The sequence below is a fragment of the Olivibacter sp. SA151 genome (assembly GCF_054130995.1).
Map to the genome: position 1 here is coordinate 2,522,727 of NZ_CP096391.1, position 12,835 is coordinate 2,535,561.

At 41.8% G+C, this 12,835-nt stretch carries 7 protein-coding genes and 1 tRNA gene; all 8 read right to left on the bottom strand.

All coding sequences use genetic code 11. The annotated features are described in order from the left end of the window. Positions 1 to 15: 15 nt before the first annotated feature. The 8 genes from M1D52_RS10305 to M1D52_RS10340 all read right to left on the bottom strand — a co-directional run bounded on the left by M1D52_RS10305 (position 16) and on the right by M1D52_RS10340 (position 12,771). A complete protein-coding gene (locus tag M1D52_RS10305) occupies positions 16 to 1,611 on the bottom strand; it encodes a solute:sodium symporter family transporter (protein WP_437392502.1) in 1,596 nt (531 codons plus the stop codon). Positions 1,612 to 1,614: 3 nt separating this feature from the next. Further along, positions 1,615 to 2,655 (bottom strand): GntR family transcriptional regulator, encoded by a 1,041-nt coding sequence (locus M1D52_RS10310; RefSeq protein WP_437392503.1) that lies wholly within the window; start codon positions 2,653 to 2,655, stop codon positions 1,615 to 1,617. A gap of 7 nt (positions 2,656 to 2,662) precedes the next feature. Next, on the bottom strand, positions 2,663 to 4,717 hold the full coding sequence (locus tag M1D52_RS10315; RefSeq protein ID WP_437392504.1) for an alpha-amylase family protein: 2,055 nt from the start codon (positions 4,715 to 4,717) through the stop codon (positions 2,663 to 2,665). 17 nt (positions 4,718 to 4,734) lie between these two features. Further along, positions 4,735 to 6,330: a RagB/SusD family nutrient uptake outer membrane protein gene (locus M1D52_RS10320; protein WP_437392505.1), complete on the bottom strand. Its 1,596-nt coding sequence runs from the start codon at positions 6,328 to 6,330 to the stop codon at positions 4,735 to 4,737. 34 nt (positions 6,331 to 6,364) lie between these two features. Beyond that, complete coding sequence (locus M1D52_RS10325; protein WP_437392506.1) at positions 6,365 to 9,442, bottom strand: SusC/RagA family TonB-linked outer membrane protein; 3,078 nt, start codon at positions 9,440 to 9,442, stop codon at positions 6,365 to 6,367. 614 nt (positions 9,443 to 10,056) lie between these two features. After that, positions 10,057 to 10,130, bottom strand: a tRNA-Pro gene (locus M1D52_RS10330). A gap of 133 nt (positions 10,131 to 10,263) precedes the next feature. Then, complete coding sequence (locus M1D52_RS10335) at positions 10,264 to 10,986, bottom strand: SDR family NAD(P)-dependent oxidoreductase (protein WP_437392507.1); 723 nt, start codon at positions 10,984 to 10,986, stop codon at positions 10,264 to 10,266. 57 nt (positions 10,987 to 11,043) lie between these two features. Then, positions 11,044 to 12,771: an ATP-binding protein gene (locus tag M1D52_RS10340; RefSeq protein WP_437392508.1), complete on the bottom strand. Its 1,728-nt coding sequence runs from the start codon at positions 12,769 to 12,771 to the stop codon at positions 11,044 to 11,046. Between the last annotated feature and the right edge of the window lie 64 nt (positions 12,772 to 12,835).

Consider the following 12,835-nt stretch of genomic DNA (forward strand, 5'->3'; position numbering starts at 1 on the left):
GCTTAATCATTGGAATCAGGATGCCAGTACGAAAGGAGAAAAGATGATATAAATCAATACCATCAGGATGAGTAAGACAACGTTTACAATGTGCCGGTTTTTCCATGGAACGACGAGGCTATGGGAGAGGTTGATTGAAATCGCTTTCGTGTTTTTTGATGGATAACAGAAGCTGATAGCGATCATGATGAAGACTGTAAGTAAGAAGAGGATGGCTAGAATGTGTAGGTAATGTATCGTCAATACGAGGATATATTCGCATATAAAGTAAGCAACCATAAAAAAGAGCAAGCCGATTTTTGCAGCGATGGGTGGGACCTTTTGGTTTATAAAGCCAACAACAATAATGGTGAAAATAGGCATGCTGAAAAGTCCCGCTACTCGCTGTAAATAGGTATAGAATCCGCTGTCAACAAAGAGAATAAAGGGAGCGGCTATCATCGCGATCATCGATAATAGCAATTCAAAACGTTTGGCAGTTCTTACTAATTGAGTTTCTGTTGGTGTTTTATGTTTTTTTTCTAAATAGGGTAAATAAAGATTCATAACAAAAAGCGTGCTGCTTCCATGTAATCCTGCATTATAGGTAGTTATCGCTGCACCGAAAACAAGTGCTGTCGTAATGCCCAATAGTGTATTAGGAAGCGTATCTGCTGCTACCTGGGGGAAAATTGATGCGGTATTTTCAACGCCTGCATATAAATGCACGGCTATTAAGCCAGGCAGATTAATTAAAAGAGGCATAAATAATTTGCTCAATGCAGCGAGTGCCATTCCTTTTTGAGCTTCTTTTAAATTTTTAGCAGCAAAGGTTTGTTGGACAATGTATTGCTCGATTCCCCAATAATAAAGATTGACCAATAACATTCCTGTAAAGATTGTGCTGAAAGGAACGGCATCTTGAGTCGTGCCGATAGCATTTAAATGGCTCGTGTGTTTGCTTAAAAGAAGCGTTAAACCAAGTGCGAGGTCGCCCTTGCCTAAATAACGAAGTCCATAGAAAGGTAGTACAATAGCAAGCAACAACAAGCCTATGCCTAAAAGCGTGTCCGATATGGTGATGGCTCGTAATCCTCCTAAAATAGTGTAAGCACTTCCTATTAAACCCAAAAGCCATACCAAAAGCCATATAGATTGCCAATAACTGATTCCCCATAAGCTTGGGAGATGAAACATCCCTGTTAATGCCACCGCACCACCATATAATACCGGTGGTAGCAAATTTACCGTATAGCTCAAAAGAAAGATAATGGAAACAAGTCGCTTTGTATCCTCGTCATAACGCTTTGCTAGAAAATCCGGCGTCGTAATCATTCCTCCTTTAAAATAGATGGGAAGAAAGTACTCAGATACCAGGAGCATGGCAACTACAGAGGTAATACCCCATGCCATAACAGATAGGTTATTTAGGTATACCGACTCATTCTCGCCGATAAATTGATTCGCGCTAAGATTGGTGAGAATCAATGAACTTGCAACGATCAAATAACCATTGTTTTTTCCTGCAAGTAAGAGTCCTTTTACAGTCCGTAAATTAGTTGATTTCGTTTTATACCATGAAATAAAAGCAATCAATAAGGTGCATAGTCCAAAGCTGACAAAGGCCTCCATTATTTACAATGACTTTCTTTGATATAATTCCGTTTCAATAACAAGTTGAATCTGTTCACGATCTTTAGCATAAGTAGCAGCAAGTTCGCCCATTTTCTTAAAATCCGTTGAAAATGTTGTGATACCTCCCGCCAAGATCTCCTTAATCACATCGTCATTATGTGCCAACACCCCCAGGTCTTTCCCCAGTTCCCATTTCTTGTCCATTACGTCTTTGAGGATCGCGTACAGTTCAGGATTATGGATCGTAAAATATACTTTATTTTTCTGTATCGTGCCCGGTTTATAACTGGTTTCGACTTTACCCTTGATTCCGGTCTCCTTTAAGAATTTTTTAAAAGACTTCAAAATATCCTGCGGTTCGGCGGTGTCCTTTCTAAAGAAGAAAATAACCTCCTTATAAGTCGATAACTTGCTTTCCAGTTGTTTAAATATGCGATAAGAGGTGTGTTGAAACTCTTGTACGATATAAGAATAGTCTTTTCCCAGCGAAATAAGGCGGTCGATGATCAGCAATTTAAAGGGAGGAATACTCAACAAAAGCTCTTTAATCCGTTCAGACGGAATAGGGGCAATGATGTATAAGCCGTAATGCCCAACAATGCGATGAAAAATCGCTTCAAACACATCCGGATTGTTATGGTGAAAATAAAGATCAACTTGGGCATCATCGCCCAGGTTGATCTTTAAATGTTGATATAAAGTTTCTTGAAAGGTGTCAAAAGCGTACATCAATAAGGCGATCTTCTGCTTTTGTTTGGTGTTTTTACTGATTACAAAATAACCCTTCCGGTTCTTCGAGGCAATGACACCTCGCTCAATCAGTTCTTTATAAGCTTTCACAATTGTCTCACGCGCGTAGCCCAGTTCTTTTACCATTGTATTAACAGAAGGTAATGGATCGTTTGCATATAGACATTCGTCATCAATAGCATCCAAAACACCTTGAATGAGCTTTTCATGCTTCGAAAGCGATTGTATTTTTTCTAATGAATGTATTTTTTCAAAAATAGGTGACCGATTGGAAGGCATATTTTGTATCATTTAATATTTACTTAGCACTGATTTTGTAAAGATAAGCACCTTCTTTTTCAAATGCGATGTCCATCTGCTTGTTTAGTTTCATTTCTTGGCCACTTAATACCTCTTTAAATACGTAGGTCTTATTGGGGTTTAAACCAACCCGCTCCGTGTCGAGATGAATAGTTGTAGCCTCGGTGTCGAAGTTAAATACGGCAAGGTAGGTACCGGCCTGATCAGAGCGGATAAATAGGGGATTGGTTTTTGTCCCCGTGTTCCCTTCTACCGGACGAAAGGCTTTCCCGGATTGTATGATTGATTTAATTTCAGCACTTTGGAGCCATTTTATGATCCGTTGTTGCCAATGCGCAGGCTTTGAATAATCATCACCTAAAATAATCGAACCTGTAATCAAACCAGCGATTAGGCGTGCACGATTAGCCCCTTCGCTCTCCTGTTCGAAAACCAAATGATCTGCATCGATATAATCGTATTGATAAGTCTGCCACCAGCCATAATTGACGCTGTTTAACGTGTATTCCGTATCTTTAATACTTTTCCAAGCATCGCAGGCTATGCGTCTCATATGCGCATAGCGCGCTGTTGCTAAAGAAGGGGAGATGGCTGCATATACCAACATGCTGTTAGCTAGATGGTCTGATAGACATTCCATTCCAACTCGATATGCCTGCATACCGGTGCTTATTGTGCTATCGAAAAAACCACTGGACTCAGCTGCGGCATGTGCGAGGAAGTCGATTTTTATCATCTTAAATCCGCACTCCTTAAGTTTGTTAATAACATAAGCGATTCGGGCTTGTGTGCCGGGATGGGTGGGATCAAGTGCTCTGCCGCCATCGAGGTCGTGGTAACCTTTAGTGGTTTTCGTCCACATGTCTGAAAATTTATAGTTACCCCCCTCCGCTACCCTGTTAGAATCTCCTCCAAAGCCCCAGTCGGTGAATGGGGCCCAATAAACCCCGGGCTCCAGCGCTCTTTTTTTGCAATAAGCAACGAATTCCTTTAATTGGGAAAAATCACCGGAGAATCCACCCTCCACCATATTATCCCAAAAAGAGTCGAGATCGATAAAGGCGGTTTGATCATTATTTCTAAAGAATGGAATTTTTTTGTCAAAAAAATCAACTACACGGGTCGCCTGTTCGTAGCTGAGATGTTCCTTGATAACGCCCCAGCTATTCCAACCAACGGGTGTAGCTTTGGCCCACGGTTTAATATAGGGCGCTTCAACCGATCGACCTGCTTTTGCGTAAGTTTCCAGGCCATCTCGCCAATCCGAAAAATAACCAACGAAAATTTTCGGCGATTGTATCGTTTTGCCACTGATTGCTCCGTGTGCCATGGAATCTCTGGTCACCTTTACGTCGCTGTAACCAGCACATATTTCGAGTTCATGAATAGAGGCTTTTTGACCGGCAGTTTTCACGCCGGTTTTCCAGTTCATATGGTTTAAGGATCCAACAACCAATCCGTGACGAGATTGATTGTCAAACACAACGCCTATTTCTGCACTTGTTTGTGCATTCAAGCTAATAGGTTTTGCGTCGTAAGAGATAAATGTATCGTTATCAAAAGGTACGAATAGCGTTCTAACATCTTCACCGTGTAGGAGCTGTGCATGCTCGCTATATAAGGGTATGAGCTGGTTGGAAGTCAATAATTGTTGATCCATTATTTCCAATTGCGTCAAAATAAATTCCCGGTTTGGATAGCAGTAGAAATAATGGTTGACCGTTGGTTGCCCCGGTGCTTTTGCGGTAAGTTTAATCTGAATACCTTTCCCCAATTCGTCTTTTATTTGCCGTTGTTGTATTTCGTAGTTACTGTAATCGGTGTTAGTGTATTTCTTCTGGTTGGCTAGAAAGGAAATTCCGGCTTCGTTTATAATAGCTGTGCTCTTATATTTTATGGAGAATGACCCCGATTTTCTATGAATAATCAGTTCATTCTCTCCGCCAAACGGGACAACGTAATCTGCTGTGGTTTGAGCCACCACATTTGTTGTCGTAAAAAAAAATGATAAAGCAGCGAAGCTGAAGCTATATAAATACTTTATGATTTGCATATGGTCTGTTTGCTATATTAATACCCTGAATTTTGATCGCTTTCTGATAAATCCGGATTTTGTCGAAGTTCATCTAAAGGTATTGGCCAAACAAGGCGAAAATCCGGTATGGTCACCGGTTCGCTGATTCTGTTTCCTTTATACATACCCGAAACCCAACGATTTCTTTCTTGTACGTATTGGTTTAGCAATCCGGTGCGTAATAAATCGAATTTGCGCCAGCCTTCAAAACAGAGTTCGCGCATCCGCTCATCCATCAGGTTTTTCATAAACTCTTCTTCGCCCATCATGCCCCATCTTTTGTCTGTCGGAAGGTTACCTCCGAAAGCTCTTTTGCGGACGACGTTATTGATTAGTTCTATAGCTTCTCCTTGTCTGCCTATCTTGTATAAGCACTCAGCATAACATAACGCAACATCGCTAAAGCGAACGAATGGAACATTCTTGCCGCTATAGTAGGAGCTGAGGCCTTGCTCTACCGTGCGTGTGTCTTCATATTTTTTTACATGGGGGTCAAGCTCATCGCCCCAAACATAGCCGGTTAATGATGGTTTTTTGCCATCCCAGGTAAAATCATATCGTATACTCTCGGCTCGTCTCACATCGCCTTCTTCCCATACACCTCCTTCCGATCGTAGCTTATAACAGTATTCACTTGGCATGGTTCCATCAAAGCCTGCAAATAAAGCGGTTGCCTCTACGGCCGTCATACTCGCTACCGGTCTTGAACCCATATCCCATTGTATGCTATTCATATCGCCGCTCACATTACTGAATTGGAAAGCATACACCATTTCTCTTTTATAATCGGTCGAATTCTGCTGATGGGCATCATAAATCGTACTATAATTGATTGCTCCTGTGCCACCAAAGTAGGGATTGTTATAGACTTTTTCAAATTGTTCTGCGGCTTTTGTATAGTCTCTGAAACCGGAGGATTCCGGCGCATAAAGGTAAACTTTGCCGAGTATCGCTTGTGCTATGGCACGTGTAGCTCTTCTTAAATCGGTATAATTAGGATCCGCCGGATCAGGCAAATACTGAATGGCCTTTTGTAAATCGCTTTCTATGGACTTATAAACTAAATCAATTGATTGTCGTTTTCCGCCCATATCTGTTCCGGTGAGGGGAATAGCACCAAACATCTGTACGAGCTCGAAATTATTGACAGCTCGTAAAAAACAAGCTTCACCTAAACGAAGATTGAAAGCGTTATCTTGACTACTTTCATTCGGGCTTAAGGCCATTATGGCACTGGACGCGCGGGCCACAATGCGGAATCGACTTTTCCATACATCGAGTATACCACCATTGGTACTGTTCATACCATCAAGGTAAGTTTCTAATCCTTTGCGAAAATTATTATCCCGCCATTGTATGCCTCCCATGTTGGCTTCATCAGTGCCTGCATATAGTTCGATCCGATTTTTGTGCGAGTCGCGCCAATCCTTGTAAAGGCCCAGGATATAGCCGTTTAAATTCTCAATATTATCAAAAATGGCATCATCCTGAATTTTGGATTCAGGTTTTACATCCAAAAATTTATTGCAAGAGGTAAGAGGCAAAGACAGCGTTGCCAGTAATATACCGGTATATAATAAGTGCTTTTTCATAATGAGTTGTATTTAGATTTAAGTGGTCTAAGCATTAGAATGATAGATTAACGCCCAAAGTAAAACTGCGTGTTAATGGATAGCCTTCACCTGCTTCGGGATCGTACCCCTTGTATGGGGTGATGAGCAGGAGGTTGTTTCCAGAGGCATAAATACTCAGATTGCTTAGAGGACCTATTGATTTACCGGGAAAATTATATGTTAGGTTCAATGCCGCTAAACGTATAAAAGAGGCATCTAACATCGCCCAATCGGTAGAGCCGTATCCAAATCGATTAAATTTGTTTCCGCGATAGGCTCTAGGGACATCCGTGTCCGTATTTTCAGGGGTCCAACGATTAAGTTGATCGATACTTGCAGGGGTAAAGCTGGCGGAACCGTCCATTAACGCATCCCATTGCCCATTAAACTTTTTTGCCCCGTAAGAATAGGTGAATACCGCGTTGAGGGACAGGTTTTTATAAGCAATGTTGGTGTTGAAGCCACCATAAAATTTAGGATCTGCTTTGCCGACGATTGCCATATCATTTTCGGCTGTGATTTTTCCGTCGCCGTCTAGGTCAGCTGGCAGAATATCTCCCGGCCGTACAATGTAACCGTTATAAAAGGTCATGCCGTTAATGCGGTCCATATCCATTTGTTGAGCGATTTTTTCGGCCTTAAATGTATAGAAGGTGTTAAGCGACTGCCCAACAAATAAATTACCGTCTCGTGCCATAATGTTACCGCCGTTCCATAATACGTTGACACCATTGACCAACTTTTTGACGGTATTTTTATCGTGTGCAATATTACCTGAGATACGCCACTGAAAATCTTTGGAGTTGATAACTAAGGCATTAAAACTGAATTCCAAACCTTTGTTAGCTAGCTCTCCTACATTAGCAATTTGATAATCGTAACCGAACGACGGCCAAAGGGCCATACGCATTAGCAGATCCGTATTCCGCATATAAAACACATCACCGGTGAAGGATAGCCTATTGTGTAAAATGCTCAGGTCGAAACCTGCATTGTATTGTTTTTGTTTTTCCCATCTTAAGGCTGGATTACCGAATCGGTTATCTTCCGGAGTGAATCCTACAACGCCGTTCGAATAAGCAGGTTGGTAGATGGTCATATAAGTGTAGTTTGGTATATTTTGGTTTCCCAGCAAGCCAAAACCCGCTCGCAATTTCAATTGATCCAACCAGCTTGCATTTTTTAGAAAGCTTTCTTCTCGCATATTCCAACCGAGCGATAGGGAAGGAAAGGTGCCCCATTTGTTTCCATCTCCAAATCGCGAACTTCCATCGCGGCGCACTGTTGCAGTTAACAAGTATTTGCCATCATATGAGTAATTGATCCGAGCGATAATGGAAGCCAGGGTGTTTGTTACATAATCGGAGTTGATGGTATTACGTTCGCGGTCGCTGGCCAATCCCATACCTTTATAACCCAATATGTCAGTAGGGTAGTTATAACCGGTCATATCAATGGCATTGGTTCGCGTTTTTGACATACTTGTGCTAATTAACCCAAAAAGACGGTTCTTGCCAAAGGACTTATCGTAGCTGATCGAATTATCCCATTGCCAGTACTCCGTAACTCCACGCCATTGCCAACCCCTTCCATTGTAATTGTCGCGCATGGATTGACCGATATTGCTCGGAATATAACTGTTATCTTGTTTATTATAAATATCTGCGGATAAGGATGTGCGTACATTGAGCCCTTCCACGGGCTTGGCCTCTAAAAAATTGGTTGTTAAAATCCGGCTATGTATTTCCTCACTAAGCAAATCTTTCGTTAATATAGGATTGTAATTTCCCATCTGTGATACGCCTTGGAAAGCCATATACAACCGATCGGTATCAATCGTTTGCATAGGATTGGCCATTAAGGCGGTGGAATAAGCGTTTGCATCCAAGCGATTTTTATCTCCGCGCGAAATACTCGTATTGGTACCCACCTTTAACCACGACTTGATTTGTCGCTCATAATTGAAACGGCCACTAATCCGTTTGTAACGAGATACATCAAGCACACCCTTATTATCCGAATATGAAAATCCCAAAAAGTAGTTCGATTTATTATCGCCACCGGAAAAATTTAATGAGTGGTTCTGTTCCAGGCCGGTTCGTGTAATAGCATCGAGCCAATCACTGGTGATGTTGTTCTGGCCATTGTATAATTCTTCCGGAGAAAAGATTGCGCCTGCTATATCTGTTTTTGTTAAGAAATTATCAATATAAGCTTGGCGATCAGCATTCGGATTTTCATCCATATAGGCATTTGCGTAAGCATCTATACGTAGATCATACATTTGACGGGCATCCAATAATTTGATGCGATTCTGATAGTTGCTTATGGTAGCAAAACCGCTGTAACTAACTTTTCCTTCCCCTTGCTGCCCCCTTTTTGTAGTTATGACAATGACACCATTTGATGCCTTTGATCCGTATAAAGCGGTAGACGAGGCATCTTTTAAAACTTCTATGGACGCAATGTCATCCGGATTGATCATTCGAATACCTTCTTCCGCTACAATACCATCAATTACATAAACGGGATTGGTACCGTAAGAGATTGAGTTGGTACCGCGCACTTTGATCGTTACATCTTCTCCCGGTGTGGCATTGGAACGGGCAATATATAAACCGGGCACTTTTCCTTGCATGGCAGTTGTAAGATCGGTTGTTGGAATTTCCTTTAGTTGTTTTTCACTAATCGATCCAATGGCTCCGGTAAGATCGCTCTTCTTTATTCGGGTTCCGACAACAACGACATCTTCCAGCTCAAACCCTTGCGGTTGAAGTAAGATGTCGGAAACCGCATTTGAAACACGTAATTCCTTAGGTTGATAACCAATATACGTAATTACGAGAATAGCATCTGGAGCTACAGTGATGGAATACTGCCCGTTCGCGTTTGATGCTGTGCCATTTGTACTGCCTTTTACCTTAATGGAAACACCCGGTAGGCTTTCGCGGGTTAAACTGTCCAAGATGCTTCCGGTCATTGTCATTTGTTGTGCCGAAGTTGCAGTTCCAAATAAAAGCAGCAAACTGAAAGCGAACGCTGCTTTTGTGCTTGCTATAGCACAATACCATCTTTTTAAAGTTAGAATCATGATTTTTAACAGGTTTTATAATTTGTAAATAGGGGTCCTTTACGCCCACTGCGACATTAGGTTCATTGTAGGTACATTACATCAGTATTATACTTTTATCATTGTATAGGTTAGCGTATTCTATTCTGTACTAGTCTATACTAGTTATGCAAAAGTAAAAATAAAATGGAAAAAAAGAAATTATTTTAAAAGTTCGTGGTGTGTTTGTAGAGACATGGTCTTTTGAAAGAGGACTTCGCTCCGCTCGGTGATCCTGAGTTGGGGAGATGACAGCCAAAAAGCTTCGCACTCCGTGCTTGGGCTTTCGTTGTTTTACAGTGTGTTCGAGCAAGCCCGATTTAGGATTACCTCGCTCCGCTCGGTGATCCTGAGTTGGGGGGATGACAGCCAAAAAGCTTCGCACTCCGTGCTTGGGCTTTCGTTGTTTTACAGTGTGTTCGAGCAAGCCCGATTTAGGATTACCTCGCTCCGCTCGGTGATCCTGAGTTGGGGGGATGACAGCCAAAAAGCTTCGCACTCCGTGCTTGGGCTTTCGTTGTTTATTTACTCACCCGAGTAAACTCGGTTCGTTATAAACAACGAAAGCCCTTGCTTTCGCAAGAGCTTTTTAGCTGTCGGGGTGGCAGGATTCGAACCTACGACCTCCACATCCCAAATGTGGCGCGATACCGGGCTACGCTACACCCCGATGTTGGTATCAACTTGAATGCGCTGCAAATATAGTCCTAAGTTTCAATTTGTCAAATGATATTTGCTGCGCAACCACTAAGTGTCTGAAACCAAATACAATAATTTTAATTGGGTCTACTTAATATAGAAAATTACAAACGCTTATGTATAAAGTCGGGTAAATAACGGTATATCCATGCAATAATTTGCCATCGACGGGTTATGTATGCCGTGTTCTTCCTTCTGTCAATCGCTTGGACGATCTGCTTCGCTGCTTTTTCGACAGGGGCTACCCAAAATTTAACGGGCGATTTGGCCATAGGCGTGTCTACAAAGCCCGGGCAAATATCAGTAACAATAATCTCTTTTTGCAAATGAAAAGCTTTTTGGCGAAGACTTTCTAAGTACCGAATTTGGTAAGCTTTAGTAGCACTATAAGCGGGGGCCTGTCTGCTACCTCGTAAGCCTGCAAGGGAGGTGATGGCGACCAGATGCCCGTAACCTTGTTGAAGGAAATAATTGAAAGCCCAATCGGCCACACAGGTGAAGCCACACACATTAAGTGCTATCATTTCATTTTCCACAGAAAAATCAAGCGCCTCATTCACTTCTCCGTTTCCTGCACTTATAACTAACAGATCCAGGCCGCCCATCTGCTGCACTAATTCTTCGAGATACCCAGGGCAGGTGTGGGTTTCTTGAATGTCAAATGAAGAGACATAAATATTGCCCGGATACTTGTTTTTTAATTCATACAACAATGCACCACGTCTTCCGGTAATACCGAGAGCATTGCCCTTGGCCGCTAAAAGCGTTGCTAAAACGCTGCCAATGCCGGAACTTGCACCCACGATAACGATTCTCTTTCCTGTCATTGCATAGTAGTATTAAATGAACAGATTAGATAGGCCAATATAACGAATGTTACGCCACTAAACCGGAAAACTGAAATAAAAAGTGCTGCCAATACCAAGCGCACTTTCAACACCGATTTCACCTCCCTGTGCTTCTATAAACTCTTTGCTAATTGCTAAGCCTAAACCCGAGCCCGAGCGATTACTACCGGGAATTTGAAAATAGCGCTCAAAAATGCGTTGCGTATACCGCTCGTCAATGCCTCTGCCATTATCCTTTACACTGAAGCGTAACACCTTAGCCTCCAAACGGATTGAAATAATAATGGTGCCCTGTTCGGGCGAGTAACGAATGGCATTGCTTAAAAAATTTGTCAGGACCCACGCCGTTTTTTCGGGATCTACTTTCACGTTCGGTAATGGATCTTCTACTTGCAGATCGAAGTGGATCATTTTATGATCGGCGGCAGTTTGTACTGCTGACAATGCATAATGAAGAATCTCTTCAGGTTTGCTTTGCCGAAGGTTCAATTGTATATTTCCCGTTTCCACTTGCGACATATTTAAGAGCTCACCGGTTATCCGTAATAACCGATTACTATCTTCCGCAATTCCGGCTACCAACTGCAGTTGTTCGTTATTTAATGACCCGGTAAGTTTGTTGTTCAGCAGTTCTAAACTCATCTTGATTGATGAAATGGGCGTCTTCAATTCATGGGAAACTGTTGCAATAAAATTAGTTTTAGCCAAATCAAGTTCTCTAAACGGAGTGATATTCTTAAGCATAATCACATGGCCGATAAACTGCGGTCTAGTTTCGCCCGTAGGGACGATATTTATTGGGATATGTTCCTTTTCGAAGAAGCTCTCCTTGCCATCTGCAAAAATCTTGATGGGTTCTTTTTTGGTTGGCTTCGTCTCTTGAAGGTTTAAATCTTTTGCGAGTAGACGTAAGAGGTCGTTATACAACGCAAGCTCGATTATTTTTTTTCCTATAACTTCTTCTTTCTTAAAACCTACTATTTGTAAGGCCTCATTGTTTGTAAAGATCACTACCTGATTTTCATCCAAACCGATAACCGGATCGTGCATATTGTTAATCAACGTTTCTATCCGCTTCTTTTCCATTAGAAGTCGCGACAGGTTGCTCCCGGCGTATTCTTCTAACTTTTCTGCCATGATATTGAAGGAATGAGCCAGCTCCCCAAATTCGTTATTGCTTTCAAAATGCACCCGCTGATGGTAGTTATGGGCAGTAATTTCTCTAATGCTATTGGTGAGCTCCCGAATTGGATTGGCAATGTTGCCAGGTAAATTTATTAACAAGGTAAAAGCAATAATAAAACAAAGGGCGCCGGTAGTACCTATCCATATGTTGGCATTTTCAGCGGTTAGAGAAGCAGCATCGCTTTTGCGAGCGATGGCATTCATGTTGAGTCGCATGATCTCACCTATATCTTGTCTTATTAATTTATAATAGGCGTCGGTTTTTCCTGAGTCGCGAATAAGCTCGTTAAAATGCGCTTTTAGTTTGTTCGTCGCTTCTCTTTCTCCCGGTTCAGTGAGATTAGCCAGTTGTTTTTCAAGATTTGATCGAAAGGTATCCAATGAACCTGCACGTTCGGGAATATCGTCGAGTGCGATCAACATTTGTCTCGAATACGCCAAGGTTTTATAATTGGCAACTAAGATATTCTCTGTGTCCTTCTTTAATGCATTGACGTACCAAATGCTAATGACAGAAAGCAGTACGATCAACAAAAAGAGAAGTCCTACTCCCAAGGTAAGTTTAGTCTTCGTTTTCATTCGGTTTTTTTTAACATTCCTATATGCGACGTTCGTTAGACAAGTATACACGTTACAATTTAGT

Bases quoted from the DNA above. Each gene is read 5' to 3' on its own strand.
- M1D52_RS10305 (WP_437392502.1), bottom strand. From the start codon at position 1,611: ATGGAGGCCTTTGTCAGCTTTGGACTATGCACCTTATTGATTGCTTTT.
- M1D52_RS10310 (WP_437392503.1), bottom strand. From the start codon at position 2,655: ATGATACAAAATATGCCTTCCAATCGGTCACCTATTTTTGAAAAAATA.
- M1D52_RS10315 (WP_437392504.1), bottom strand. From the start codon at position 4,717: ATGCAAATCATAAAGTATTTATATAGCTTCAGCTTCGCTGCTTTATCA.
- M1D52_RS10320 (WP_437392505.1), bottom strand. From the start codon at position 6,330: ATGAAAAAGCACTTATTATATACCGGTATATTACTGGCAACGCTGTCT.
- M1D52_RS10325 (WP_437392506.1), bottom strand. From the start codon at position 9,442: ATGATTCTAACTTTAAAAAGATGGTATTGTGCTATAGCAAGCACAAAA.
- M1D52_RS10335 (WP_437392507.1), bottom strand. From the start codon at position 10,986: ATGACAGGAAAGAGAATCGTTATCGTGGGTGCAAGTTCCGGCATTGGC.
- M1D52_RS10340 (WP_437392508.1), bottom strand. From the start codon at position 12,771: ATGAAAACGAAGACTAAACTTACCTTGGGAGTAGGACTTCTCTTTTTG.